This is a genomic window from Streptomyces sp. NPDC043853, assembly GCF_056436025.1.
Genome location: NZ_JBWKDJ010000004.1, coordinates 469,046 through 494,348 on the forward strand (window position 1 = coordinate 469,046; position 25,303 = coordinate 494,348).

The window sequence follows — 25,303 nt, forward strand, 5'->3', positions numbered from 1 at the left end:
CGCGTCCGCTGCGCCCGGAGCGGTAATCCGTCCTACGCCAGGATGATCTGATCGCCCGTCACGGCGATCTTGGCGGCCGGGAGCGGGCGGGTGGCCGGCCCGCTCGCGACCGAGCCGTCCTCCACCTTGAAGAAGCTCTGGTGGCAGGGGCAGACGATCTTGCCGTCCTTGACCCCGGTCACCGCGCAGCCCTGGTGGGTGCAGACCGCGGAGTACGCCTTGAACTCGCCGGCGGCGGGCTGGGTGACGACCACCTTCTGGTCCTTGAAGACCTTGCCGCCGCCGACGGGGATCTCGGAGGTCTTCGCGAGGGCCTGTCCGGCTTCCGGGGCCGCCGCCTGCGGGGTGGTGCCGCCGGCCTCCCCGCCCTCCCCGGCCGTTCCGGCCTTGTCCTCGCTGCCGCACGCGGTCAGCGCGGTGCCCGCCAGGGCCGCGGCGCCCGCGGCGAGCACGGTACGGCGGCGCGTCGTGTCACCCATGCCATGTCTCCTTCTCGTCTGCCTGTGACCCCGGGGCCCCATGGGCCCCGCAGCCAACACGTCCCACCCGGAGGGCCGGTTCACACCTGACGGAAATACGTCTCGACATTCCGTCCCGACAACCCGTCTCGACATTCCGGTCCCGCGGCCGAACCGGCGGGCGCCGCTCACCGTGTCACATGCATGACCTCGACGACACCGGGGCTGCGCGAACGCGCCGCCCAGTTCGCCCTACTGCCGCCGCGCCTGTTCCTCGGCATCACCTTCGTCTACGCCGGCCTGGACAAGCTGACGGACTCCGCGTTCCTCCGTGCCGCCGGGGACGGCTCGATCGGGCAGCAGATGGAGGCCGTACGGGACGCGGCCGCCGTGCCCGGCCTCGTCGACCTGGCGCTCGACTCCCCCGTCGCCTTCGGCACCGCGATCGCGCTGGGCGAGCTCGCGGCGGGGCTCGGCATCCTGGCGGGGCTGCTGGGCCGGGCCGCCGCGGCGGGCGGCGCGCTCATATCGCTCAGCCTGTGGCTGACCGTCAGCTGGTCGGCCACGCCGTACTACTTCGGCAACGACCTGGTGTACCTGATGGCCTGGCTGCCGCTCGTGCTCGCGGGCACGCCCGAGCTGTCGCTGGACGCACTGATCGCGCGCACCCGGCGGGGCCGCGGACGGGCCCGGGCGGGCAACCGGGCCCCCGAGGACGGCCGGGACCCGGCGGAGGGCCGGGACCGGCGGGGTCAGCTGTGGCCGAGGTCCGCGGCGGCGACGTCGCCCGACGGGACCGAGCCCTCGTCCGGGGCCGGACGCAGCGCGAACTCGTCCGCCCGCATGGAGTCCAGCACCGGCGGCGCGGGCCGCGGCGGCTTCGGCATGACGGCGGCCTCGGAGTGGCCTCCGCAGCCGTAGGAGAGGGAGACCAGGCGGCCGTCGGCCGGGCCGAACTCGTTGGCGCAGACGCCGAAGGCCTGGCCCAGCGAGCCGCCGATCTTCACCAGGAAGCCGCAGGACACGCAGCTGGCGGGCGCCGCCTGCGCCATCGGGGTCTTCGCCCCGTACGCCTCGTCCCAGCGGTCGGCCGCGGTGTGCAGACCGTACCGGGACAGCACCCGGGCGCGGCGCATGCCGAGTTCCTCGGCGACGGAGCTGATGGAGCCGCGCTCCGGCACGACGACCCGGTCGGTCAGTGCGGCGTCCTCGGCGTCGGCGAGCTCGGCCATGTCCTGGGACAGCACCGAGTTCGGCGGCGGCGCGTCCTCGCCCGAGTAGCCGGGCTCCAGGCGCAGGTCCTCGGCGTCGGTGGGGAGGAGGTCGCCGGGGCCCATGTCACCGGGCCGCAGGCGCTCGCTCCACGGCACCCATTCGGGGGCGAGCAGCGCGTCCGGACCCGGCAGCAGCACCGTTTCGTCGAGGGTGACGGTTTTCGCGCGGGAGGCGCGGGTGACCGTCACGGCCCAGCGCCAGCCCCGGTAGCCCGGTTCCCCGCACTCGAAGAAGTGAGTGACGACACGGTCACCCTCGGTGACCACCTCGACGTGCTCCCCGATCGTGCCGGGCGCCGCCACCTCCTCGGCCGCCGCTCGGGCGAGGTCCACCGCCTCGGCGCACAGGCGGTCGGGGGTACGCGGGGTACGGCTAGTACGGCTTCGCGTCGTCGCAGCACTCACTGTCTCGTTCTCTCCTACGCCGTCTCACGAGTGCGCCGTCCGTACTTGTCGTTCTCAACGACCCGTCGGTTCCGTTTCCCAGCGTGGCGCGGGCGGAGCGGACCAGAGGGCCGCGTCGACGTCCACGCCCGTCGGGTCCGGGGCGCACCTTCTGTCATCCATTCTGCGGGATGCCGAAGAGGCGCGCGGCCAGGAGCAACCGCCGGTGGCGCGCTAGGCACGCTACCTGGTCCGAAGCCCTGCGCCCACATGCAAGTCCGATTCGCGGACATCCGGTCCGGCGCTCCGCGCCCTCGCCCGCGCCGCGCGGGAGCCCGGAACCCGGCGCCCCGGTGCCGGACGGGGGTCCCCCCGGCGCAGCAAGGGAAGGGTCGGCGGCGTTCCGCTGGGGCAGTATGGCCGGGTGGCACCCGTACGGTCGTCGTCCGGCGACGGGCCGGGCCGGGTCCGACGGGCCGGCCGGGCGGTCGGGCGCGCCCTGCAGCGGCCGATCAGGGGTACCGCGCGGGGGATCCGCCGGGCGACGCACGCGCAGGGCGCCGGGGAGTCCGGCCTGGGCCGGCTGATCGAGCTGCACGCGATCAACGGCGCCGGGGACGTCATGATCACCATGGCGCTGGCCTCGACGGTGTTCTTCTCGGTGCCCACGGACGAGGCACGCGGCCGGGTGGCCCTGTACCTCGCCATCACGATGGCCCCCTTCGTGCTGCTCGCCCCGGTGATCGGGCCGCTGCTGGACCGGCTGCCGCACGGGCGGCGGGCCGCGATGGCGGCGGCGATGCTGGCGCGGGCCCTGCTCGCGGTGCTGATGTCCGGCGCGGTCGCCACCGGCGGGCTGGAGCTGTACCCCGAGGCGCTGGGGGTCCTGGTCGCATCCAAGGCGTACGGGGTGGTGCGCAGCGCGGTGGTGCCGCGGCTGCTGCCGCGGGGGTTCTCCCTGGTGAAGGCGAACTCGCGGGTGACCCTGGCGGGTCTGCTGGCCACCGGCACGGCGGCGCCGGCCGGCGCGCTGCTGCACCGGATCGGGCCGCAGTGGCCGCTGTACGGCGCCTGTGTGATCTTCCTGGCCGGGGCCTTCGCGGCGTTCCACCTGCCGCACGGGGTGGACGAGGCGAAGGGCGAGGGCCGCGCCCGGCTGACCGCGCACGACCGGACCGGCCTCGACCCGGCCCCGAGCGACGGCGACCGCACGGCGGACCCGGACCGGAACGGACAGCCGGCGCCCGGAGAGCCTGCGGCCGGGCCGCCGACGTCCCGGCCGCCGGGGCGGAGCAGACCGGGCCTGCGGACGGTCGGCCCGTCCGTCCTCTGCGGCCTGTGCGCGAACGCGGCGATGCGCTGCCTCTCCGGCTTCCTGATCTTCTTCCTCGCCTTCCTCCTGAGGGAGCAGCCGCTCGCCGGGCAGAGCGCGGTCGTGTCGCTGGGCATCGTGGGCGTCGCGGCGGGGGTGGGCAACGCCTGCGGGACGGCGGTCGGCGCGTGGCTGCGGGCACGGGCACCGGAGGCGATCGTGGCGACGGTGCTGTGCCTGACGTTCTGCGTGGCGGTGCTGGCGGCGGTGTTCTTCAGCGGGGTGATGGTGGCGCTGTTGGGGGCGACGGCGGGGTTCTGCCAGGCGCTGGCGAAGCTGTCGCTGGACGCGATGATCCAGCGGGACGTGCCGGAGCGCGTGCGCACGTCCGCCTTCGCCCGCTCGGAAACCGCCCTGCAGATGGCCTGGGTCCTCGGCGGTGCGATCGGCATATCCCTCCCCCTGAACGGCGCCCTGGGCATGTCGGTGGCCGCCGCCTTCCTGACCGCGGGCACCACCATGGCCCTCCGCGGCCTCCGCCTCTCCCCCCACCATTCCCCCCGCCTGGCCTGACCCCTGCCCCGCCGGGCGGCCGTTACCTCGGCCGTGAGGGCAGGGCGGGCGGCCCCGTCCCGCCGGCCGTGTGGGGCGTGCGTACCGGCCCCCGTCCGGCCGCCCACACCTCGGTGGAGCCGCCCCACCGGGGCGGGAGGGCACAGCCCTGCGGAACGCCCGCCCACGCCTCGGCGGAGGGCGCGGGAAGGCACAGCCCGCGGAACGCCGCGGACGGCGAAGGCAGCGCCACGTCTCGGCGGGGCGGGCCACCCCGTGCGGCGGCGCGCCCGAAGGGACCGATAGCCTTCGGCTCATGACCGCACCGCTTATCTCGGGTAGGGCCCGCCGCAGCGTCGCGGCCCTCGGGGCCGTGTCCGCCGGCCTCCTCGTCCTGTCCGCCTGCGACAAGCCGACGCCCCTGGCGACCGTCACGGTCGGCACGTCGTCGGTCTCCACCGAAGCCCTCTGCGCGGGCAAGAAGGGCAAGGACCTGCCCCTGGAGGAGGTCCAGCAGTGCCTGACCGACATCAAGGGCCCCAAGGACATCGAGTACGCCCGCGGTGACACGCTCCGCCTCGGCGTCGACCCGGAGGTCGTCGAGGACGGCAAGCGCTGGCAGGCGGTCCTCGACGGCCAGCCGATCACCGACCCGTCGTCGAACACCTACCGCAGCTTCCCGAACGCCGACATCTTCGCCACCGGCGGCCAGGGCGAGGCCCCGGCCTCGAAGCGGCTGAGCATCGTCCAGCTCTCCGAGGACAGCAAGCCCCTCGCCGTCTGGTCGTACACGCTCAAGCTGAAGTAACGGGGACGTGCGCGCGCTCGTCGTGACCGCGGTGGCGGCGGAGGCAGACTCCGTCGCCTCCGGCATCGACCCTCATCCGATGCACGACGACGAGCCGCGCCTGCTTCCGGCCGGCTACCGGGTGGTCCGCCGGGACCTGCCGGCCCTGGCCGTCGACATCCTCGTCGGCGGCGTCGGCCCGGCCGCCGCGGCCGCCGCGACCGGCACCGCCCTGGCCGTGGCCGACCTGCGCGCGCCGTACGGGCTCGTCGTCTCCGCCGGGATCGGCGGCGGGTTCCAGCCCGACGCCCCGGTCGGCTCGCTCGTCGTCGCCGATGCCCTGGTCGCCGCCGACCTGGGCGCCGAGACCCCCGAGGGCTTCCTGACCGTCGAGGCGCTCGGCTTCGGCCGGAACACCCACCTCCCGCCCGCCGAGCTGGCCGCCCGCGCCGCCGAGGCGACCGGCGCGCTGCTCGCACCCGTCCTCACGGTCTCCACCGTCACCGGCACCGCCGCCCGCGCCGCCGAGCTCCGCGAACGGCACCCGATGGCCGGTGCCGAGGCCATGGAGGGCTTCGGGGTGGCCGAGGCCGCCGCCGCGTACGGACTGCCGGTCCTGGAGGTCCGTGCCGTGTCCAACGCCGTGGGCCCCCGCGACCGGGACGCCTGGCGGATCGGCGAGGCCCTGGCCGCGCTGTCGGCGGCCTTCCGCGTGCTGGGACCCGTAATCGCGAACTGGGGAGAACGCCATGACCACCGGTAGTGCCCGTAGCAGTAGCAGTGCCAGTGCCAGTGCCGTGCGCGACCGCGTGCGGATCGCCTATTCGCCCTGCCCCAACGACACCTTCGTGTTCGACGCCTGGGCCCACGGCCGGGTCCCCGGCGCGCCCGCGCTGGACGTGACCTTCGCCGACATCGACATCACCAACGGCATGGCGGAGCGCGGCGAGCTGGACGTGCTGAAGGTGTCGTACGCCGTCCTGCCGTGGGTGCTGGAGGAGTACGCGCTGCTGCCCTGCGGCGGCGCGCTCGGCACCGGGTGCGGCCCGCTGGTGTTGACCCGCGAGCCGGGGCTGGACCTGACCGGGAAGACGGTCGCGGTACCGAGCGAACGCTCCACCGCCTACCTCCTCTTCCGGCTGTGGGCGGCCGACGTGCTGCCCGACGGGGTCGGGAAGGTCGTGGTGCTGCCGTTCCACGAGATCATGCCCGCGGTCCGGGACGGTCGCGTCGACGCCGGTCTGGTGATCCACGAGGCCCGCTTCACGTACCGGGACTACGGGCTGCACTCGCTGGCCGACATGGGAGAGCACTGGGAGGCCACGACCCGGCTGCCGATCCCGCTCGGCGCGATCATCGCGAAGCGTTCGCTGGGCACCGGCACCCTGCACGCGCTGGCCGAGGCGGCCCGGACCTCGGTCCGGATGGCCTGGGACGACCCGGAGGCCTCCCGGCCGTACGTACGGGCGCACGCGCAGGAGCTGGACCCGAAGGTCGCCGACCAGCACATCGGGCTGTACGTGAACGAGTTCACGGCCGGCCTGGGCGACGCCGGGTACGCGGCGGTGCGCGGCCTGCTGACCCGGGCCGCGGCGGAGGGCCTGGTGCCGCCGATCGCGCCGGGCGCTCTCGACTTCCCGTAGGCCCCCGCCCCGTACTACGTACGAACGACTGCGCCCCGCCACTCTTTCGAGCGACGGGGCGCAGTCGTTTGACCTTGAACGTCCGGGCGGGGATCAGACGTCGAGCTGGTCCGCGACCGCGCGCAGCAGGCCGGCGATCTTCGTGCCGTGCATCTTGTCGGGGTAGCGGCCGCGCTCGAGCATCGGGGTGATGTTCTCCAGGAGGGTCGTCAGGTCCTGGACGATGGAGGCGAGCTCGTCGGGCTTGCGCCGCTGCGCGGCCGCGACGGACGGCGCCGGGTCCAGCACGATCACGGAAAGCGCCTGGTCACCACGCTGGCCGGCGACCACGCCGAACTCCACGCGCTGGCCGGGCTTGAGGGCATCGACCCCGGCAGGGAGCACCGACGAGTGGACGAAGACGTCTCCGCCGTCGTCACGGGAGAGAAAGCCGAAGCCCTTCTCGCTGTTGAACCACTTGACCTTGCCGGTAGGCACGTCCGTCCTCTGTCCTTGTGCTCGTCGGGTCCGAATCGCCGTTGACTGGCTCCGGATAGCAGTGCAGCGGGTCATGGTGACCCGCCAACCACCAGGCTAATGGTCCCGGAGCCACTGACAAGACGTCGCCCGGTCCTTCCTGGAGGCCCGCTTCGGCCAGGGAACTACCCTGGTGGGGTGACTGCTACTCCTCATGCCGACGATGCGCGGCCCGGCGACGCATTGGTCAAGGCCGGCGGCATCGTGTTCATCCTGGGCGCCGTGGCCACCCTGGCGACGATGGCCCCGCTCTTCCTGGGCACCGATCCGCTGCCGCCGTACGCATGGGCGCTGTGCATGCTGATGGGCGTCGGCTTCGCCCTCGCCGGCGCCGGGGTGCTCCGCTCGGCGGCGGCCCAGCGAAAGGCGGCCCGGGCCTCACAGGAGGCATAGGACGCACCCGCGAAGGCAGGTGCGGTGGAGCGCGTGATCAGACGACCTGCTCGGCGACGTACTCCTTCAGCCAGCCCGGCAGGGCGGTGAGGTCGGGCAGCACCACGTCCGCGCCCGCCGCACGCAGCTCCGGCTCGGGGCAGGGGCCGGTCGGCACCGCCACCGACACCGCTCCGGCCGTGCGCGCGCCTCGCACGTCGCCGACGTGGTCGCCGACGTAGACCCGGGCGCCGTACTCGCGCAGCGCCCCCGCCTTGGCCTCCGCCCACAGCCAGCCGATGACCGCGTCCGGCTCGATGCCGAGGTGCTCCAGGTGCAGACGGGCGTTGGGCTCGTGCTTGGCGGTGACCACGATGGCCCGGCCGCCCAGCGCCCGCACCGCCTCGACGGCCTCGCGGGCACCCGGCATGGCCGGGGTCGCCTCGATCGCGTACGTGGGATAGATCTCCCGGTAGCGGTCGGCCATCGCCGGGATCTCGTCGGCCGAGAACCAGTACGCGAGCTCCTCGTCCAGCGGCGGCCCGAGCCGGCTGATGGCCTGGTCGGCATCGATGAACCTGCCCGTCTCAGCCGAAAGCGCCTGGTAGGTGGCCTTGATACCGGGCCGGGAGTCGATGAGGGTCATGTCGAGGTCGAAGCCGACGGTAAGGGTCATGCCAGCCATTGTGCCGCCCCGTACAGGGCCCCCGGCCGCGCCCGGATGACGCCCGGGTGGCCACCGGGCAACAACGGGGTGCGGGCGCACAGCGCCCTCGGGGCGCGGTGACCGGGGTCCGTTCCTGCCCGTCCCTGCCCCGCAGGCCACGAGGACGGGAGCGGCTCCCCACGGGCTACGGGGGCGAAGCCCCACGAGCGGGGCCCCGAGGCCCCAGGCCCGGCGCGCGTGCCCGCGCCGCAGGCGCCGGGGCGGGCGCGCAGCGCGCTCGGGGTGTGGGGCGGAGCCCCACGAGGGGGCCCGGGCCGCAGGCCCGGCACTTTCCCCGCGCCGGAGGCGCCGGGGCGGGGACGCAGCCGCCAGCACGGGCTCGGGGGCGGAGCCCCATGGGCGGGGGCCCGGGTCGCAGGCCCGGCACGCGTGCCCGCGCCGCAGGCGCCGGGGCGGGCGCGCAGCGCGCTCTGAGTGCGGGGGCGGAGCCCCACGGGCGGAGGCCGCGGGCCGCGGGCCCGGCGCGTGCCCGGCGGCAGGCGCCGGGACGGGACGAAGCCGCCAACGGGGGCGGGGCCGGGGGCCCCGCGCCGCAGGCGACGGGGCGGGCGCGCAGCGCGCTCGGGGTGTGGGGCGGAGCCCCGCAGGCGGGGGCCGGGGCCCGCAGGCCCCGGTTTCGGGAAGGGGCGGGGTGGGGGCAAGGCTCCGCGCAGCGGGAACGCCGCAGCCGGCACGGGCGGCGCGGGGCGGCCCGACCCACCGCAGCGCAGAGCGCAGGAGCACCGCCGGATCGGCCCCAGGGGCCGGTCAGCGGCGGCGGGAGCGCCAGATCAGGTACAGCGCCGAGGCGACGGCCGCGCCGCGGACGATCCACGGCAGCAGGGCGTGGAACGCCGGTCCCGCCTCGCCCTCGGCGAGTGCCTCGCCCCAGCGGCCGTCGGCCCTCCCCCAGAGCCAGACCATCGCCCCGGCCACCACCGCGCCGGGCAGCCCGAAGACCACCGCCTTCCGCTCGCGGGGGCCGAGCACCCGGGATCCGTACGCGCACAGCCAGCCGAGGGCGAGCAGCATCCAGTGCCCGGTGGCCACGCCTGCCACCAGCACCGCCGCGGCCAGCAGCAGGAAGCCGTGCGGTTTCGGTTTCGGACCCGGCGACGCCGTCGCCTTGCCCGGTGCGGGCGCCGCCTCCGCCGTCCCGGCCCGCCGCTTCAGCAGTGCCCGTACGACGGCCAGGGCGCCAGGCCTGCCCTCCGCGCCCCCGGGCGATGTCCCGGCCGCCGGATCGGCCCCGTTCGTGAGGGCCCTCGCGTCCGGGTCCTCCCGGTCCGGGTCGAGTACCCGGCGCGCCGGGTACTCGATGCCGCCGACGAAGCCCTCGACCTCCGGCCCGTCCCGGTACGGGCTCGGGCCCATCCGCCACCAGTCCGGTTCCGCGTCGCCCGAGGGACCGAGCTCGTCCAGCCCCGCCAGGTGCGGCGGCGCACCCGCGGCGGGCCGGTCGGGCGGGGCCTGCGCGGAAGGCGGGGAGGGGGAGGCTGCCTCGGCCGCCTCCGGCCTGCGCTGCTCGGGCACCGCCGTCGTCCGCCCCGCGGCACCCACGGCACCCGACGAGTCCGACGAGCCCGCCGCACCCGCCGCGCCCGGCGGCCACGGCTCGGGCCCCGGCCCGCCCGCGTGCGTGGCGAGCACCTCCTCGGGGGTGCCCATGCGCTCCAGGACGTGGCGTACCGTCACCGGGCTCTCGGGTTCGTACCGCGCGCGGTGCTTGTCGATCTCGTCCCGCAGCCGGGCCACCAGCCGTATCCGGTCCGCGGAGGGCAGCTGTCGGCTCTGCGCCAGGTCCCCGACCCGGCTCAGGTACTCGTAGACCAGATGCTCGCTCTCCATCCCCATGCCCCGGCTCCTCCCTCACTGCCTTCCCGGACCCCGACCCCGGCCCCCCGCACCGACCGTAGCGTCTGCGGGCGTGGAGTCGGCCGGGGCACAGCGGATAAGTTGGCCGGATGGGAACCGGCACGACCGGTCGACGCGACCAGGAGGCGAACGTGCCCGAGGCAAGCACCGCAGGGACCGCACCGCGCTCCCTCGCCGAGGCGCTGCGCGCCCGTGACGACGCGGGCCTCGCGGCCCTGTTGCACAGCCGCCCGGACCTGCTGAACCCGGTCCCCGGCGACCTGACGCAGCTCGCCACGCGCGCCGGCACCCGCGCCTCGGTCGTCCGTGCGCTGGACCGCCTGGACCGGTTCGCCCTCCAGGTGGCGGAGGCCCTGGCCGTGGCCCCGGATCCGTGCGACTACGCCACCCTCGAAACCCTGCTGACCGGTTACGGCCCGGAACACGCCGCCGACGCCACCCCGGCCGACCACACGGACGCGGCGGACCGAACCGGCGCGGCGGCCCCGACCGACCCGGCAACACCCGCCGGCCCGACCCAACAGGCCCAGCAGGCCCAACAGGCCGAGCAGGCCCAACAGGCCGAGCAGCCCGCAGCCCTCCCCGAGGCCATCCGCGCCGCCCTCCCCGCCGCCCTGGAGCTGCTCCGCACCCAGGCCGTCGTCTGGGGCGGCGACGACCGGCTCCGGCTCGTGCGGACCGCCCGCGAGCTGCTCGCGCCCGGGCCCTCCCGCCCCTCGCCCACCGGACTCGGACCGACCGTCGCCGAGGCCACCGCCCGCATGTCGCCCACCCGCGTGCAGGAGATCGTCGCCGCCGCCGGACTACCGGCCACCCACGACCCGGTGTCGGCCGTCGCCGCCCTCACCGCGCTGTTCACCGACCCCGTCCGGATGTCCGCACTGCTCGACGAGGCCCCCGCCGAGGCGCACCACGTCCTGGACCGCCTGGTCTGGGGACCGCCGTACGGGGAGGTCACCCCGAACCCCGCGCCGCCCGTCCGCTGGCTGCGCGACCGCGGCCTGCTGCTGCCGGCCACCGCCCGGACCGTCGTACTGCCCCGCGAGGTCGCCCTGCACCTGCGCGGCGGGCGGGCGCACCGCAGCCCCGAGCCCGTACCGCCGCCGGTGGAGCCCGCGCAGACCCACCGTCCACAGCTTGTGGACGCCAACGCCGCCGGCCAGGCCCTCACCTCCCTCGCCACCGTCGACGAACTGCTCGCCTCCTGGGAACACGGGAACGGCCCCGCCGTCCTGCGGGCCGGCGGCCTCGCCGTCCGTGATCTCAAGCGCACCGCCGCCGCCCTCGACACCTCCGAGTCCGTCGCCGCCTTCTGGATCGAACTGGCCCACGCGGCGGGCCTGCTGGCCAGCGACGGCGAGGCCGACGAGCGGTACGCGCCCACCCCCGCCTACGACGACTGGGCCGAACTCCCGCCCCACGAGCGCTGGGCCGTGCTCGCCACCGCCTGGCTGCCCGCCACCCGGACCGCCGGCGTGGTCGGCGAACAGGACGCCAAGGGCCGTACGCTGTCCGCCCTCGGCCCGGACCTGGACCGGTCCGCCGCCCCCGAGGTCCGGCACCGGGTGCTGGACCTCCTCGCCGCACTCCCGGAGGGCGCCGCCGCCTCCCCGGAAGCGCTCCTGGAGCGGCTCGCCTGGGAGCGCCCCGTCCGCGCGACCAGCGAACTCCGCGGCCGGCTGGCCCGGTTCACGCTCGACGAGGCCGAACTGCTCGGCGTGACCGGCCGCGGCGCGCTCGCCGCGCCCGGCCGGGCCCTGCTGGCCGGCGAGGACCCCGCCCCGCTGCTGGCGCCGCTGCTGCCCGAGCCCGTCGACCACGTGCTGCTCCAGGCCGATCTGACCGCGGTGGCGCCCGGCCCGCTGAACCGGCCGCTCGCCGAGACCCTCGCGGTGCTCGCGGTGGTGGAGTCGAAGGGCGGGGCGACCGTGTACCGGTTCACCCCGGCCTCGGTGCGCCGTGCCCTGGACGCCGGACGGACCGCGTCCGACCTGCACGCGTTCCTGGCCGAACACAGCCGGACCCCGGTCCCGCAGCCGCTCGCCTACCTGATCGACGACGTGGCGCGGCGGCACGGGCACCTGCGGGTGGGCGCCGCCTCCTCCTACGTCCGCTGCGACGACGACGGCATGCTGAACGAGATCCTCGCCGACAAGCGGTCCGCGGCCCTCGGGCTGCGCCGCCTCGCGCCCACCGTGCTGGCCGCCCAGGCCGACCCCACCACCCTGCTCGACGGCCTGCGCGCGATGGGCTACGCCCCGGCCGCCGAGTCCGTGACCGGCGACGTGCTGGTCGCCCGGGCCGAGGTGCACCGCACCCCGCCGCGCACCGCGCCGGTGCCGGTCCCGGACGGACCGCCGGTGCCCGACGCGGTCTTGCTGGGGGCGGCCGTACGGGCCATCCGAGCGGGGGACGCGGCCGCGACGGCGGTCCGCAAGGAGCCGGCGGGCACCGGCGCGGCGGCCTCGGGCGCCTCCGCATCCGCGTCCTCTTCCTCCTCCGCCCCCGCGTCGGGGTCCGGGTCGGGCGAACTGCCTCGCACCACCGCCGCGGAGACCCTGGCCACGGTCCAGGCGGCGGCCCTGACAGGCTCGGCGGTGTGGATCGGCTACGTGAACGCGGAAGGTGCGGCCAGCCAGCGGGTGATCGCCCCGGTCCGGGTGGAGGGCGGTTTCGTCACCGGCTACGACCACACCGCCGACGAGGTGCGCACGTACGCGCTGCACCGCATCACGGGCGTCGCAGAACTGGCGGAGGATCAGGTATAGCCGGTATCGGCCGAGTTGCCCTCGTGGCACCCTGCGTGATCCGCCGTCCCGTGGATCGGCCGGAGTAACCCGGAATCCAAGAATCCGGTAGATTCCCGCCCGCGACGGAGAAGCACCAGGCGGCGAGGACATGTCCACCATCAGCACAGTCGGTCCGGGCGGAGTGACGGAGGCCCGCGGCCTCCTCTTCCACGGCGGCGACGCAGAGGAACTGCACCAGCTGGTGAGCACACGGTTCGCGCTGCACCGGATGTCCCTGCAGGAGAACCACCCGGTCAAGGGCAGCTTCCGGTGCCTCCACCAGGGCGCGATCGCGCTGTACGAACTCGGCTACGGCAGCGGGACCGGCGCCACCCCGGGGGCGCTGCCGGACTTCTACAACGTCCACGTCCTCCTCGTCGGGGCCGGCGAGGTCACCGTGGACAGCATGGCGCTGCCCTCGTCGGCGCACGGCGTCATCGGGCCGGGCCGGCGTCCGGCGATGCACCGGAACGCGGGGACGGTGAACCTGGTCCTGATCATCCCGCGGCCGGTGCTCGACCGGGCGCTGGCCGTCCGGCTCGGCGAACGGCCGCGGGCGCCACTCTTCTTCGCCCCGGTCTTCGACCACCGGCTGGGCACGGTCGGCGCCTGGCTGAACCTCGTCCGGGCCTTCGCCGAGTTCGCCGCCTCCGGCCTGGCCGCCCGTTCCCCGCTGGCGACCGGGCACTTCGAGCAGTTGCTGGTGAACGGCCTGCTCGACGCCCAGCCCCACGAACTCACCGGCACGGTGGCCGGCCTCGGCCCGGCCGTCCTGCCGGGCGCGGTGCGCCGCGCCGCGGACTTCTGCGCCGAGCACGCCCACGAGCCGATATCGGTGGCCGACATGGCACGGGCCGCCCGGGTGAGCCCGCGGAGCCTGCGGGACGGATTCCGCACCCACCTCGGCACGACCCCGCTGGCCTACCTGCGGCGGGTCCGGCTGGACCTGGCGCGCGACGACCTCCTGGCCATCGCCGCCGGGCGGGCCACCGGCACGGTGACGGACGTGGCCCTGCGCCGGGGCTTCACCCACCTGAGCCGCTTCACCGGCCACTACCGCAAGGCGTACGGGGAGACCCCGTCACAGACGGTGCGTGGTGGGCGTGCCGTCCCCCGACGCCGCACGCACACCACGCACCGCAACCAGTGAACCCCGGGACCGGTCACCGGCACTATCCGGAAACGGTGTCCGGATACCGCCATTTCCGGATGACGGTGCGGCCGAGGGCGCCGGCGGCGCTCCCGGGAAGACTCCGGCCGGGAGAACACCGGCCGGGAGCCCATGGTGGCCGCCCTCCGCAGGCGCCTCGACGACTGGCGGGCCGGGAGCGGGCCGGTCGTGCGGTAGCGGGGCTTGTGGGGCCGGGAGGCCACCACCCCCACCGAACCGTCGCGGATGCGGCAGACTGGAGGTTTGGCCGTCCGCACCCGGGAGGCCACCCCACGCAGGAAGGTACGTGAGTGAACGGGCCTCTCATCGTTCAAAGTGACAAGACCCTCCTCCTGGAGGTCGACCACGAACTCGCCGAGGCCGCGCGCCGCGCCATCGCGCCGTTCGCCGAGCTGGAGCGCGCGCCCGAGCACATCCACACCTACCGGATCACGCCGCTCGGCCTGTGGAACGCACGGGCCGCCGGGCACGACGCCGAGCAGGTCGTGGACGCGCTGGTGGAGTACTCCCGCTACCCCGTGCCCCACGCGCTGCTCGTCGACGTCGCCGAGACGATGGCCCGCTACGGGCGGCTGACCCTGTCCAAGCACCCCACCCACGGGCTGGTGCTGACCAGCACCGACCGGCCGGTGCTGGAGGAGATCCTCCGGTCCAAGCGGATCGCCCCGCTGGTCGGCGCGCGGATCGACGCGGACACCGTCGTGGTGCACCCCTCCGAGCGCGGGCAGATCAAGCAGACCCTGCTCAAGCTCGGCTGGCCGGCCGAGGACCTCGCCGGGTACGTCGACGGCGAGGCCCACGCCATCGAGCTGGCCGAGGACGGCTGGCAGCTGCGCCCCTACCAGCGGCAGGCCGTCGACGGCTTCTGGCACGGTGGCTCCGGCGTGGTCGTGCTGCCCTGCGGCGCCGGAAAGACCCTGGTCGGCGCGGGCGCGATGGCCGAGGCCAAGGCGACCACGCTGATCCTGGTGACGAACACCGTCTCGGCCCGCCAGTGGAAGCACGAGCTGGTCAAGCGGACCTCACTGACCGAGGACGAGATCGGCGAGTACAGCGGCACCCGGAAGGAGATCCGTCCCGTCACCATCGCCACCTACCAGGTGCTGACGACGAAGCGGAAGGGCATCTACCCGCACCTGGAGCTGTTCGACTCCCGGGACTGGGGCCTGATCGTCTACGACGAGGTGCACCTGCTGCCCGCGCCGGTCTTCAAGTTCACCGCCGACCTCCAGGCCCGGCGGCGGCTCGGACTGACCGCCACCCTGGTGCGCGAGGACGGCCGGGAGTCCGACGTGTTCTCCCTCATCGGGCCCAAGCGCTTCGACGCCCCCTGGAAGGAGATCGAGGCACAGGGCTACATCGCGCCCGCGGACTGCGTCGAGGTCCGGGTGAACCTCACCGAGAGCGAGCGGCTCGCCTACGCGACCGCCGAGACCGAGGAGAAGTACCGCTTCTGCGCGACCACCGCCACCAAGCGGAAGGTGACGGAGGCCCTGGTCCGCAAGCACCGGGGCGAGCAGACGCTGGTCATCGGCCAGTACATCGACCAGCTCGACGAGCTCGGCGAGCACCTGGACGCACCCGTGATCAAGGGCGAGACCTCCAACGCGCAGCGCGAGAAGCTCTTCGACGCGTTCCGCCAGGGTGAGATCAGCGTCCTGGTCGTGTCCAAGGTGGCGAACTTCTCCATCGACCTGCCGGAGGCGACCGTCGCCATCCAGGTCTCCGGCACCTTCGGCTCCCGCCAGGAAGAGGCCCAGCGTCTGGGCCGGGTCCTCCGCCCGAAGGCGGACGGCCACGAGGCCCGCTTCTACTCGGTGGTGGCCCGGGACACCATCGACCAGGACTTCGCGGCCCACCGCCAGCGCTTCCTGGCGGAACAGGGCTACGCCTACCGGATCATGGACGCCGACGAGGTCCTCAAGGAGAACTGACCGGCTCGGACGGCCTCCCGCGACCAACGCCGTCCGGCGATGCGATGCCCGCCGGATGGTTGGTCTTCGGGCGATTCCGGGTGTCCTGCGCATGGTGTGAATCGGGGACCGCGCAGTCTGCCTGTCGGATCATCGCAAGATTCATCCCACGGGAGACTGCATGGATCACCAACGCCGGAAGGGACCGGTCCTCGGGCCGCTCCCGAAGAGAGCGGTCGTGCTGGGCGGCACCATGGCGTCGATCGCCGTCGTGCTCGCGACGGCGACCTCGGGAGTCGCCGCCGGGTACGCCCGGCCGGCAACGGATACGGTCGTGTCGGCGCGCGGAGGCGGCGACGACTGCAAGCCGTCCCGCACCACGCCGAGGGCCCTGCCCGAGGGCGGGGGTGGGGACAAGGATCAGTGCGTGCACGGACGCGTCGGGCCCACCGGGCCGACAGGTCCGATCGGCCCTCCCGGACCGCCCGGACCCCGAGGCGACACGGGTGAGCCCGGCCTCGCCGGACCGACCGGGCCGCAGGGCGAGCCAGGTGTACCGGGTGGCACCGGGCCGACCGGGCCGGCCGGAGCTACGGGGCCGGCTGGAGCGATAGGGCCGACTGGAGCGACCGGGACCGCCGGAGCCACGGGGCCGACCGGGGGTCAGGGACCCGCGGGTTTTACGGGCGCCACAGGTCCGACAGGGCCCGTCGGCCCGACAGGTGCGTCAGGCGCCCCCGGGCCGGCAGGAGCCACCGGCTCCGCGGGGCCGACTGGCCCCACCGGCCCTACGGGTTCGCCAGGTATCGCCGATGTGAGGCAAAGGTTCGGAGATCTGGTCACGGTGCCGGCGCGCTCGGGCAGCACGCAAGGTACCGCGTCGTGCGAGCCGGGAGAGATCGCGATCTCCGGCGGTTGGGTCAAAAGCAGCCCGCTCGAAGTGGACGGCGACATCCGCGAAGACGTAAACACGTGGGTCGTCGTCTTCCGGAACCCCACCGACGGCGACTTGACCGCCAACGTCGCCGTCTACTGCACGCCGGTGGAGTAGTCGCACGACGGGGTCGCCGGGCCCTCTCCTCCTGTTCCCGAGTGGCCGGAGCCGGCGTCATCGGCGTATGACGCCGGCTTCATCGGCGTATGACGCCGGCTTCCTCGCCGTATTCGCCCAGAAGGGCGACGCTGAACGCGCTCGTGGCGAAGACCTTCGCCGCGCGCAGCAGGTTGCCGAAACGGTGCCGCGGGTGGGAGTCGGAGAGGGCGGTGGCGCCGCTCGGGCGGGCGCCCTGGTTCGGGGTAAGAGTTGCGGTGCTCATGAATCCATGGTGCTGCGCCCGGCCGCCCCGCACATCGGTCCTCGGAGCTAATCTCCACCCCCCGCTGTCACTCCCAGGTCTGACGTCCTCCGGTACTACACCCGTACGGTCCCCTAGGGGTACGCCGGGAAATCCGTTCGCGCCCCACGACCCGCCCCACTAGAATCTCCGCTCTTGCCCTCCCCCCAAGTTCTCGGCTTCGTTCGAGCAGGGGCCCCCACCGCCGCCATCACCGGGGAGTGCCGCCGTCCGGTCGGAACCGGACGGCCGAACGACCGAACGCGCACGTCCAGGAGCAGGAGAGCAGGAGGCAGTCCGTGCCCGCGCACGTCCCCGAAGCCACCCCCGCCGCCGATGTCCACCGGCAGGCCGGCCCCGCTGACACCGCCGACACCGCCGACACCGTCGGCCCAGCAGGCCCCCTCGGCCGCGAGCGCGCGCACCTCGCCGCCTCCCGCGCCGCGCTCCGCGCCATGCGCGAGGACGTCGAGGCCCTCGACATCCGCGACGTCACGGCGAACTGGGTCAACGCGATCGTCCTCCAGGCGCAGATCGACGACCGCATCAAGGCTCTCGCCGACCTCGCCCACACGCCCCTCTTCTTCGGCCGGCTGGACTACCTCCACGCCCCCGGAGCCGACCTCGCCGAGGGCGCCGAGGGCGAGCAGTTCTACATCGGCCGCCGGCACGTCCACGACGCCGACGGCGACCCCATGGTCATCGACTGGCGCGCCCCCGTCTCCCAGCCCTTCTACCGCGCCTCCAAGAAGGACCCGCAGGACGTCGCACTGCGCCGCCGCTTCGGCTACACCGGCGGCGACCTCACCGCCTACGAGGACGAGCACCTCTCCGACCCCGAAGAGGCAGCCGCCGTCTCCAAGCTGCTCCAGCAGGAGATCGAACGCCCCCGCGTCGGCCCCATGCGCGACATCGTCGCCACCATCCAGCCCGAGCAGGACGAGATCGTCCGCTCCGGCCTGTCCGGCTCCGTCTGCGTGCAGGGCGGCCCCGGCACCGGGAAGACGGCCGTCGGCCTGCACCGGGTCGCCTACCTCCTCTACGCCCACCGCGAGCGGCTGGCCCGCACCGGCACCCTGGTCATCGGGCCGAACCGTTCCTTCCTGCACTACATCGAGCAGGTCCTGCCCGCCCTCGGCGAGCTGGAGGTCAAGCAGGCCACCGTGGACGACCTGGTGGGCCGCGAGGACACACCGGTCCGTGCCACCGACCCCGCCGAGACCGCCGTGGTCAAGGGCGACGCCCGGATGGCCGAGGTGCTGCGCCGCGCCGTCCGCTCGCACGTCAGCCCGCCCGCCGAGGCCCTGATGGTGGTCCGCGGCTCCCGCCGCTGGCGCGTTCCGGCGTACGAGCTGGAGGAGATCGTCACCGAGCTGCGCGAACGCGAGATCCGCTACGGAGCCGCCCGCGACGCCCTCCCGCAGCGCATCGCGCACGCCGTGCTGGTCCGCATGGAACAGGCCGGCGAGGCCCCCGACGACCGGGTCCAGGACGCGGTGGCCCGCAACGCCGCCGTGAAGGCCGCCGTCAAGCAGATCTGGCCGGCCGTGGACCCGGCCAAGCTGGTGCTGCGGCTGCTCTCGGACGCCGACTTCCTCGCGGAGCACGCCGAGGGGATCCTCACCGCCGACGAGCAGAAGCTGCTGCTGTGGCCGAAGCCGTTCCGCAGCGTGAAGTCCGCCAAATGGTCCCCGGCCGACCTGGTCCTCATCGACGAGGCCGCCGACCTGGTCGAACGCACCCCCTCCCTCGGCCACGTCGTGCTCGACGAGGCCCAGGACCTGTCCCCCATGCAGTACCGGGCGGTCGGCCGCCGCTGCACCACGGGCTCGGCAACGGTCCTCGGCGACCTCGCCCAGGGCACCACCCCGTGGGCCACCCGCAGCTGGTCCGAGGCGCTCACCCACCTCGGCAAGCCGGAGGCGGTGCTGGAGGAACTCACCGCCGGCTTCCGCGTGCCGCGCGAGGTGATCGCGTACGCTTCCCGCCTGCTCCCGGCGATCTCTCCCGGTCTGACGGCGGTCTCCTCGGTGCGTGAGACGCCCGGTTCGCTGGTCGTGACCGCGGTCCCGGATGCGGACGGGCTCACCGGGACGGTGGTCGCGGCCTGCCGCGCGGCTCTCCGCCACGAGGGGTCGATCGGGCTGATCGCCGCGGACGCGCGGATCCCGCTGCTGGGGGAGGCGCTGCTCGCGGCCGGGCTGCCGTACCTCTCCCCCGGCGAGGAGACCACCGCCGAATCCCGGCTGACGCTGGTGCCGGCCTCGCTGGCGAAGGGCCTGGAGTACGACTACGTGGTGCTGGACGAGCCGGCCGCGGTGGTCGACGGGGAGCCGGACGAGCGGACCGGACTGCGCCGGCTGTACGTCTGCCTGACCCGGGCGGTGTCGGGGCTGACTGCGGTCCACGCGGCGCCACTGCCTGCGGCGCTGGCGGGCTGAGCGGGGCTTCGGCCCCGGGGCCGCCTTGGCGGGGGCCGGGCCGAGCCCCTGCCCTGTCGCGGGGCTTCGCCCGTAACCCCGGAGCGGGGTTACGGGCGGGCTGGGGCGAGCTGGGCGGGGTGTCCCGGTGTGCCCACCCTCCCCCAAGCTCTCGACTTCGCTCGAGCAGGGGGACCCCCATCGCCCTGCGGGACGCCTGCCCACACCGGGGGGGGGATGCCTGCGCACACCGGGGCGGGACGCCTGCCCACACCGGGGGGGATGCCTGCCCACACCGAGGGGGCAGGGACTACCCCGACGCCCGTACGCCCTCGGTGGCCACCGCCGCTTCGCGGGAGCCGGTGACGACCCGGGAGGCACTGCCGCGGTCCAGCCGCATCGCGGCCACCGCGAGGGCGATGGCCGTCACGGTCATGGCGGCGCCCGCCCAGGCGGTAGCCGCGAAGCCGAGGCCCGCGTCGATCACCGTGCCGCCCAGCCACGGCCCGCCCGTGTTGCCCAGGTTGAACGCCGCCGTCGTGGTCGCACCGGCCAGCGTCGGCGCCGCACCGGCCACGTTGAACATCCGGGCGTTCAGCGCCGGCGCGGTGAAGAAGGCTGAGACGCCGAGCAGGAAGGACAGCCCGACCGCCGCCACCGCGGCGGAAGCGAACAACGCCAGCGCGGTCAGGAACGCGGTGGAGGCGACGATGCCCCAGATCATCACGCCGAACAGGTGGGCGTCCGCGACCCGCCCGCCGACCGTGGTGCCGATCAGCGCGCCCACGCCGAACAGCCCGAGCACCCACGGCACCCACCCGGACTCCAGCCCCGCAACGTCGGTGAGCAGCGGGGCGAGGTAGCTGAAGGCGCAGAACACGCCGCCGGCCCCGAGCGCGGTGACGCCGATGGACAGCCAGACCTGCTTGTCCCGGTAGATGCCCAGCTCGCGGCCGAGGCGCGGGCGGGTCTCGGGGAGCGGGATCCGCGGGACCCGGAGCAGGATGCCGACCAGGGCGACCGCGGAGGCGGCGCCGACGGCCCAGAACGCGGAGCGCCAGCCCAGGTGCTCGCCGAGGAAGGCGCCGGCCGGGACGCCCAGCACGTTGGCGATGGACAGGCCGCCGATCATGACGGCCATGGCGCGGGCCCGGGAGTCGACCGGCACCATCGCGATGGCCACGGCCGCGCCGACCGCCCAGAAGCCGGCGCAGGCGAGGGCCGCGACCACCCGTGAGGCGAAGAGCAGCTCGTACGTCGGCGCCAGGGCGCCCGCGACCTGGCCCAGCCCGAAGAGGCTGATCAGGGCGATGAGAGTGGTCCGGCGGGGCAGCCGGAGGGTGGCCACGGCCAGCAGCGGCGCGCCGACGACCATGCCGATGGCGAAGGCGGATATGAGCAGGCCCGCCCGCGGAATGCTGACGTCCATGTCCTCGGCGATGGGCGGCAGCAGCCCCGAGAGCATGAATTCGCTCGTGCCGAGCGCGAAGACGGACAGGCCGAGGACGTAGACGGCCACGGGCATTCGGGGGCGTTCGGCATGTGTGGGCATGAAGGCGATCAACCCCGCCGAAGCCCGTCCCATTCCCGCCCTCGCCCTGGTCCGTCAGCTCGGTGGCGGCTCCCGGGGCCGGGCCCGGCCCGGCCGGCCCGGCCCGGTCAGGGCTCGATGAGCGTGGCCAGCTCGGCCGCCAGGTTGCGGCGGGCCGCGGCCTCCCAGCGGGCGGTCCCGTACGGCGTACGGAACAGCCGGGGCAGGTCCAGCAGCTGCCGCAGTACGGCCGCCCGGCCGGACCGGAAGGCGTCCTCCGGTACGAAGGCGTACTCGTCGCGTACGGCCGCCACGTACGCCGCGTACGCGTCCGGGTCCCCGGCCAGCACCGCCAGGTCGGCGTCGCAGAGCACCTCGCCGTTGGTGTCGCCGGGCGCCGGGTGGTGGGTGACGGTGAGCCGGACCAGGCGGGCCACCTCGGCGGTCCGCTGCTCGTCGATGCCGAGCTCGGGCAGGGCCCGCTCGGCCAGGACCGCGCTGCGCTCCTCGTTCTCGGACCGGTCCGGCCGGTACACGGCGTCGTGGAACCAGGCGGCGAGGCGTACGGCGTGCACGTCGGCGGCGTGCCCGGCCAGCGTGTCGACGTGCGCGAGGACGGCGGCGAGGTGCGCGGTGGTGTGGTACCGCCGCTGCGGTTCCGCCCAGGCGGCGAGCAGTCGGGCGGCGTAGGGCGCGGGGTCGCGCCGGGCGCCGGCCGCGGTGGCGGCCTCGTTCCAGGCGGCTGCCAGCTGCCGCTCCAGCTGCGCGGTGTCGGTGTGCATGCGGTCATTGTGCTGTGCGCCTGTGGTCTCCCTGTGGCGGTGGCGTGATTGTGCTGGTGAAGCCTGGGCGGGGCCCCGTACTCTGGAGATTGGACTAGACCTATTGTCCCTACTTCGAAGGACGGGATCAGATGAGCAACCGTGCAGTCCTGGAGGTGATCGCCCTCGACGCGGAGGACGCGGTCGCGGCCCGGACCGGTGGAGCCGACCGGCTGGAACTGGTCACGGACATGGCTGCGGACGGGCTCACTCCGCCCCGTGCGGTCTTCGCGGCGATCCGCGCCGCCGTCGACATCCCCCTGCGCGTGATGCTCCGCATGTCCGACGGCTTCGCGGCCGGCGACGCGGCGGCGGTCGCCGCCCTCGCCGCCGAGGCGCGGGCGCTGCGCGCGGAGGGCGCCGACCAGTTCGTGCTCGGCTTCCTCGACCCGGAGGGTGCCCCCGACCTGGCCGCCGTGGAGGAGGTCCTCGCCGAACTGGACGGCTGCCGCTGGACCTTCCACCGGGCCATCGACCGGGCCGCCGACCGCGACCAGCTGCGCAAGGCCCTCGCGGACCTCCCCGGCCTGGACACCTACCTGACCGCGGGCTCCGCGCAGGGCGTGACCGCGGGCCTGCCGGTCCTCCTGGCGGAGGCGGCACGCACCGGCGAGCCCGGCTACCAGGCGCAGATCATGGTCGGCGGCGGCCTCGCCCTCGACCACCTGCCGGTGCTCCGGGACGCCGGCATCGACGCCTTCCACATCGGCGGCGCGGCCCGCCCGGACGGCTGGTCCGGCCCCGTCTCGGCAGCGGCGGTCGAGGAGTGGCGCAAGGCACTGGCGTAGCGGCGGCGGTCGGCAGTCCTAGGGGGTCAGCGTGGACAGGTCGAGCTCGATGCCGAACGGGACCGGGCGCTTGAGGACCTCACGGAAGATCCCTGCCGGGGCGTACACACCGGTGGGCACGTCGAGCTCGTAAACGTGCACGACGGGCGCGCCGTGGTCGTCCTCGATGCACCAGTAGTGCGGGATCCTCGCTTCCGCGTACTTGCGGAGCTTGACGGTGGTGTCGCGGTGCGCGGACTCAGGAGACACGACCTCGACCACGAGCTGGACGTCTTCCGGGGCGAACCAGGTCCGGTCGGGGTCGTACGCGGATGTCGTCACCAGGAGGTCGGGCTCGGGGCGGTTGCGCTTGTCGAGCCTTATCGTCATCTCCCGCTCCACCTCGAACCCGTCCGGGGCCTGGGCCATGAGGCGGTGGGTGAGCGAGGTGACGAGGCGGCCGTGCCACGACCGCTGGGGAGACATCATGAAGATGAGTGCTCCGTCGATCAGCTCGGTGTGCCGAGGGGCTTCCGGGAGGTGGTCGAGATCCTCCGCGAACCAGCCCTCGGCCCGCGGCGGGCTCATCCACTCGGGCATGGCAGTCATGTCTTCCACCGTAGCGTCCGGCCCGTCACTCAAGGCGTTCCTTCCCTCGCAGGGGTGATGGGGCCGCCGGCGTCAGGCCGCCGGACGGCCCTTCGGCCGCCGCAGTCCCGCCTCCGTCAGCCGGCGGACCAGCTCCTTGCTGCCGACCTCGACCGCGCCCGCCGCCACCGCGTCCGCGTAGCGATGGGACGGCACGTCGTAGTGGTCCCGCTCGAACGCCTTCGGCGGGCAGCCTATGCCCGCCGCGAAGGCGTGCAGTTCCTCGTACGAGACGTCACTGACCAGGTGCGACCACATGCGGCCGTGGCCCGGCCAAGTCGGCGGGTCGATGTAGAGCGTCACTCCGAGAACCGCCCGAACCCGCCCATCACCGGGCCCAGCGCGCCCACCGACGCCACCTTCACACCCGCCTTCCCGCACACCCAGTGCGGATCCGGCCCCAACTCCGGCTCCACGTCGAGCGCGTGCGGATCCCCGTGGGAACAGACCGGACAGAGCGGCCAGCGGCCGTACTTCTCCAGCAGGGCGTCCTGCACGTCCTGGGCGATCAGCCCGGGAAGGTAGCCGGCGCCCTCGGGCCACTGCTCCACCCACCACCGGCGGTGCACGACCGAGTCCTCGACGAGGGACACGACATCGGCCTCGGCGACCTCGCCCGCGACGAGATCGGCGAGTACAAGAGCGCGGGCGGCGTGAAGCGCCTGTTCCAAGGGGGTCGCGTGGTCCATGTGGCCATTTTGACCCCTACCCCCTCCCAATGGGGGATTCCCGGCGCACAAAGCCCGGCACCTGGACAGCCGCCCGGCAGGCCCACCCGCACCGGCGGCCCGGCACTGTCACCATGAAGCCGCGATGCGTCGCTCTCCGTATCCGAGGTGTCCCCGAGCCACGAGGAGCCCACCCCTGATGAACGGCACCCCCGGCAGCCCCGGCACCCCCGGCACCCCCGGCAGCCCTCCGCCGGCCCCCGCGTACGCCGAACTCCGCGCCCAGCTCGACGTCCTCACCACCGAGGCCTTCCGCCCCGAACTCGCCGGGATCGACCGCCTCCCCACCCTCGACATCGCCCGCACCATGAACACCGAGGACGCCGCCGTCCCCGCCGCCGTCGCCACCGAACTCCCGAGGATCGCCGCCGCCATCGACGCCATCGCCGCCCGCATGGCCCGCGGCGGCCGGCTCGTCTACGCGGGCGCGGGTACGGCCGGCCGCCTCGGCGTGCTCGACGCCAGCGAATGCCCGCCCACCTTCAACACCGACCCGGCCGACGTGGTCGGGCTGATCGCGGGCGGCCCGGCCGCCATGGTCACCGCCGTCGAGGGCGCCGAGGACTCCGCGGAACTCGCCGCCGCCGACCTCACCCGCCTCGGGCTCACCGCGCAGGACACGGTGGTCGGCATCTCCGCCTCCGGCCGCACCCCGTACGCCGTCGGCGCCGTCGAGTTCGCCCGCGCCCTCGGCGCGCTGACGGTCGGCCTGTCCTGCAACGCCGGCTCCGCGCTCGCGGCCGCCGCCGAGCACGGCATCGAGGTGGTCACCGGCCCGGAACTCCTCACCGGCTCGACCAGGTTGAAGGCCGGTACCGCGCAGAAGCTGGTGCTGAACATGCTCTCGACGATCACGATGATCCGGCTGGGCAAGACCTACGGGAACCTGATGGTCGACGTCCGGGCCACCAACGAGAAGCTGCGCGCCCGCTCCCGCCGCATCGTCGCCCTCGCGACGGGCGCACCGGACGAGGAGATCGAGGCCGCCCTGACCGCCACCGGCGGCGAGGTGAAGCACGCCATCCTCGTCGTCCTCGGCGGCGTGGACGCGAAGACCGCCGCCGACCTCCTCACCGCCAGCGCCGGCCACCTCCGCCCGGCCCTCGCCCTGGCCCTGACCGAAGCCCGCTGACCCCGGAGGTGCCCCGGTGTGGGCAGGCGCTCCGCAGGGCGATGGGGGTCCCCCCTGCTCGAGCGAAGTCGAGAGCTTGGGGGAGGGTGGGCACACCGGAACACCCCGCCCAGCGGCCCACCCCACACCCCGCCCAGCCGAAGCCCGCTCCCCTCCGCCCCCCACACACA

The 25,303-nt window shown here is 74.6% G+C and carries 23 protein-coding genes and 1 pseudogene; 13 read left to right on the top strand and 11 right to left on the bottom strand.

Annotation, left to right across the window (positions count from 1 at the left end; genetic code table 11):
• Positions 1–32: 32 nt before the first annotated feature.
• Positions 33–479, bottom strand: a complete 447-nt coding sequence (locus tag AC067U_RS14315) for a Rieske (2Fe-2S) protein (protein ID WP_478829958.1) — start codon at positions 477–479, stop codon at positions 33–35.
• A gap of 183 nt (positions 480–662) precedes the next feature.
• Between AC067U_RS14315 and AC067U_RS14320 the strand changes: the two are divergent.
• A pseudogene (locus tag AC067U_RS14320) lies at positions 663–1,139 on the top strand (DoxX family membrane protein); the annotation flags it as partial.
• Positions 1,140–1,210: 71 nt separating this feature from the next.
• On the opposite strand, the gene AC067U_RS14325 reads toward AC067U_RS14320, so the two are convergent.
• A complete protein-coding gene (locus AC067U_RS14325; RefSeq protein WP_478829959.1) occupies positions 1,211–2,137 on the bottom strand; it encodes a DUF3027 domain-containing protein in 927 nt (308 codons plus the stop codon).
• Positions 2,138–2,522: 385 nt separating this feature from the next.
• On the opposite strand from AC067U_RS14325, the gene AC067U_RS14330 reads away from it, so the two are divergent.
• From AC067U_RS14330 to AC067U_RS14345, 4 genes are all read left to right on the top strand, one after another.
• The gene (locus tag AC067U_RS14330; protein ID WP_478830121.1) at positions 2,523–4,001 is read left to right on the top strand and encodes an MFS transporter; all 1,479 of its coding nucleotides are present in this window, start codon (positions 2,523–2,525) and stop codon (positions 3,999–4,001) included.
• A gap of 295 nt (positions 4,002–4,296) precedes the next feature.
• Positions 4,297–4,788, top strand: coding sequence for a DUF2771 domain-containing protein (locus tag AC067U_RS14335; protein ID WP_478829960.1), 492 nt, complete (start codon positions 4,297–4,299; stop codon positions 4,786–4,788).
• 7 nt (positions 4,789–4,795) lie between these two features.
• On the top strand, positions 4,796–5,530 hold the full coding sequence (locus AC067U_RS14340) for a futalosine hydrolase (RefSeq protein ID WP_478829961.1): 735 nt from the start codon (positions 4,796–4,798) through the stop codon (positions 5,528–5,530).
• Entirely contained in the window at positions 5,517–6,410 is an 894-nt protein-coding gene (locus tag AC067U_RS14345) for a 1,4-dihydroxy-6-naphthoate synthase (protein WP_478829962.1), read from the top strand. Before AC067U_RS14340 ends, AC067U_RS14345 begins: the two co-directional genes overlap by 14 nt.
• 93 nt (positions 6,411–6,503) lie before the next feature.
• On the opposite strand, the gene AC067U_RS14350 is transcribed toward AC067U_RS14345, so the two are convergent.
• Complete coding sequence (locus tag AC067U_RS14350) at positions 6,504–6,887, bottom strand: cold-shock protein (protein WP_478829963.1); 384 nt, start codon at positions 6,885–6,887, stop codon at positions 6,504–6,506.
• Positions 6,888–7,064: 177 nt separating this feature from the next.
• Between AC067U_RS14350 and AC067U_RS14355 the strand changes: the two genes are divergently transcribed.
• The gene (locus AC067U_RS14355) at positions 7,065–7,319 is read left to right on the top strand and encodes a hypothetical protein (RefSeq protein ID WP_478829964.1); all 255 of its coding nucleotides are present in this window, start codon (positions 7,065–7,067) and stop codon (positions 7,317–7,319) included.
• A gap of 37 nt (positions 7,320–7,356) precedes the next feature.
• On the opposite strand, the gene AC067U_RS14360 is transcribed toward AC067U_RS14355, so the two are convergent.
• Complete coding sequence (locus AC067U_RS14360) at positions 7,357–7,983, bottom strand: HAD family hydrolase (RefSeq protein WP_478829965.1); 627 nt, start codon at positions 7,981–7,983, stop codon at positions 7,357–7,359.
• 789 nt (positions 7,984–8,772) lie between these two features.
• Positions 8,773–9,858, bottom strand: coding sequence for a hypothetical protein (locus AC067U_RS14365; RefSeq protein WP_478829966.1), 1,086 nt, complete (start codon positions 9,856–9,858; stop codon positions 8,773–8,775).
• A 110-nt stretch (positions 9,859–9,968) separates the two neighbouring features.
• Between AC067U_RS14365 and AC067U_RS14370 the strand changes: the two genes are divergently transcribed.
• From AC067U_RS14370 to AC067U_RS14385, 4 genes are all read left to right on the top strand, one after another.
• Positions 9,969–12,647 (top strand): helicase-associated domain-containing protein, encoded by a 2,679-nt coding sequence (locus tag AC067U_RS14370; protein WP_478829967.1) that lies wholly within the window; start codon positions 9,969–9,971, stop codon positions 12,645–12,647.
• Positions 12,648–12,777: 130 nt separating this feature from the next.
• Positions 12,778–13,818, top strand: a complete 1,041-nt coding sequence (locus AC067U_RS14375) for a helix-turn-helix transcriptional regulator (RefSeq protein ID WP_478829968.1) — start codon at positions 12,778–12,780, stop codon at positions 13,816–13,818.
• A 311-nt stretch (positions 13,819–14,129) separates the two neighbouring features.
• Positions 14,130–15,773: a DNA repair helicase XPB gene (locus AC067U_RS14380; protein ID WP_478829969.1), complete on the top strand. Its 1,644-nt coding sequence runs from the start codon at positions 14,130–14,132 to the stop codon at positions 15,771–15,773.
• A 793-nt stretch (positions 15,774–16,566) separates the two neighbouring features.
• Positions 16,567–16,803, top strand: coding sequence for a hypothetical protein (locus AC067U_RS14385; protein ID WP_478829970.1), 237 nt, complete (start codon positions 16,567–16,569; stop codon positions 16,801–16,803).
• Positions 16,804–16,882: 79 nt separating this feature from the next.
• On the opposite strand, the gene AC067U_RS14390 is transcribed toward AC067U_RS14385, so the two are convergent.
• Positions 16,883–17,068 (bottom strand): hypothetical protein, encoded by a 186-nt coding sequence (locus AC067U_RS14390; protein WP_478829971.1) that lies wholly within the window; start codon positions 17,066–17,068, stop codon positions 16,883–16,885.
• Positions 17,069–17,541: 473 nt separating this feature from the next.
• On the opposite strand from AC067U_RS14390, the gene AC067U_RS14395 reads away from it, so the two are divergent.
• On the top strand, positions 17,542–19,527 hold the full coding sequence (locus tag AC067U_RS14395) for a HelD family protein (protein WP_478830122.1): 1,986 nt from the start codon (positions 17,542–17,544) through the stop codon (positions 19,525–19,527).
• A 289-nt stretch (positions 19,528–19,816) separates the two neighbouring features.
• On the opposite strand, the gene AC067U_RS14400 is transcribed toward AC067U_RS14395, so the two are convergent.
• Positions 19,817–21,031 carry a Cmx/CmrA family chloramphenicol efflux MFS transporter gene (locus AC067U_RS14400; RefSeq protein ID WP_478830123.1) on the bottom strand — a complete coding sequence of 405 codons (1,215 nt, stop codon included), beginning with the start codon at positions 21,029–21,031 and terminating at the stop codon, positions 19,817–19,819.
• Positions 21,032–21,165: 134 nt separating this feature from the next.
• Complete coding sequence (locus tag AC067U_RS14405) at positions 21,166–21,819, bottom strand: HD domain-containing protein (protein WP_478829972.1); 654 nt, start codon at positions 21,817–21,819, stop codon at positions 21,166–21,168.
• 131 nt (positions 21,820–21,950) lie between these two features.
• On the opposite strand from AC067U_RS14405, the gene AC067U_RS14410 reads away from it, so the two are divergent.
• A complete protein-coding gene (locus AC067U_RS14410; protein ID WP_478829973.1) occupies positions 21,951–22,646 on the top strand; it encodes a copper homeostasis protein CutC in 696 nt (231 codons plus the stop codon).
• Positions 22,647–22,664: 18 nt separating this feature from the next.
• Here the strand turns inward: AC067U_RS14410 and AC067U_RS14415 are convergent, their stop codons facing one another.
• From AC067U_RS14415 to AC067U_RS14425, 3 genes are all read right to left on the bottom strand, one after another.
• Positions 22,665–23,234: a Uma2 family endonuclease gene (locus tag AC067U_RS14415; protein WP_478829974.1), complete on the bottom strand. Its 570-nt coding sequence runs from the start codon at positions 23,232–23,234 to the stop codon at positions 22,665–22,667.
• A gap of 72 nt (positions 23,235–23,306) precedes the next feature.
• Entirely contained in the window at positions 23,307–23,576 is a 270-nt protein-coding gene (locus AC067U_RS14420) for a DUF4031 domain-containing protein (protein WP_478829975.1), read from the bottom strand.
• Positions 23,573–23,962: a hypothetical protein gene (locus AC067U_RS14425; RefSeq protein WP_478829976.1), complete on the bottom strand. Its 390-nt coding sequence runs from the start codon at positions 23,960–23,962 to the stop codon at positions 23,573–23,575. Before AC067U_RS14425 ends, AC067U_RS14420 begins: the two co-directional genes overlap by 4 nt.
• A gap of 178 nt (positions 23,963–24,140) precedes the next feature.
• Between AC067U_RS14425 and murQ the strand changes: the two genes are divergently transcribed.
• Positions 24,141–25,133, top strand: coding sequence for an N-acetylmuramic acid 6-phosphate etherase (gene murQ, locus AC067U_RS14430; protein WP_478829977.1), 993 nt, complete (start codon positions 24,141–24,143; stop codon positions 25,131–25,133).
• The last annotated feature ends 170 nt before the right edge of the window (positions 25,134–25,303 follow it).

Bases quoted from the DNA above. Each gene is read 5' to 3' on its own strand.
- AC067U_RS14315 (WP_478829958.1), bottom strand. From the start codon at position 479: ATGGGTGACACGACGCGCCGCCGTACCGTGCTCGCCGCGGGCGCCGCG.
- AC067U_RS14335 (WP_478829960.1), top strand. From the start codon at position 4,297: ATGACCGCACCGCTTATCTCGGGTAGGGCCCGCCGCAGCGTCGCGGCC.
- AC067U_RS14345 (WP_478829962.1), top strand. From the start codon at position 5,517: ATGACCACCGGTAGTGCCCGTAGCAGTAGCAGTGCCAGTGCCAGTGCC.
- AC067U_RS14360 (WP_478829965.1), bottom strand. From the start codon at position 7,983: ATGGCTGGCATGACCCTTACCGTCGGCTTCGACCTCGACATGACCCTC.
- AC067U_RS14365 (WP_478829966.1), bottom strand. From the start codon at position 9,858: ATGGGGATGGAGAGCGAGCATCTGGTCTACGAGTACCTGAGCCGGGTC.
- AC067U_RS14370 (WP_478829967.1), top strand. From the start codon at position 9,969: ATGGGAACCGGCACGACCGGTCGACGCGACCAGGAGGCGAACGTGCCC.
- AC067U_RS14375 (WP_478829968.1), top strand. From the start codon at position 12,778: ATGTCCACCATCAGCACAGTCGGTCCGGGCGGAGTGACGGAGGCCCGC.
- AC067U_RS14390 (WP_478829971.1), bottom strand. From the start codon at position 17,068: ATGAGCACCGCAACTCTTACCCCGAACCAGGGCGCCCGCCCGAGCGGC.
- AC067U_RS14395 (WP_478830122.1), top strand. From the start codon at position 17,542: ATGCGCGAGGACGTCGAGGCCCTCGACATCCGCGACGTCACGGCGAAC.
- AC067U_RS14400 (WP_478830123.1), bottom strand. From the start codon at position 21,031: ATGCCCGTGGCCGTCTACGTCCTCGGCCTGTCCGTCTTCGCGCTCGGC.
- AC067U_RS14405 (WP_478829972.1), bottom strand. From the start codon at position 21,819: ATGCACACCGACACCGCGCAGCTGGAGCGGCAGCTGGCAGCCGCCTGG.
- AC067U_RS14410 (WP_478829973.1), top strand. From the start codon at position 21,951: ATGAGCAACCGTGCAGTCCTGGAGGTGATCGCCCTCGACGCGGAGGAC.
- AC067U_RS14415 (WP_478829974.1), bottom strand. From the start codon at position 23,234: ATGACTGCCATGCCCGAGTGGATGAGCCCGCCGCGGGCCGAGGGCTGG.
- AC067U_RS14425 (WP_478829976.1), bottom strand. From the start codon at position 23,962: ATGGACCACGCGACCCCCTTGGAACAGGCGCTTCACGCCGCCCGCGCT.
- murQ (WP_478829977.1), top strand. From the start codon at position 24,141: ATGAACGGCACCCCCGGCAGCCCCGGCACCCCCGGCACCCCCGGCAGC.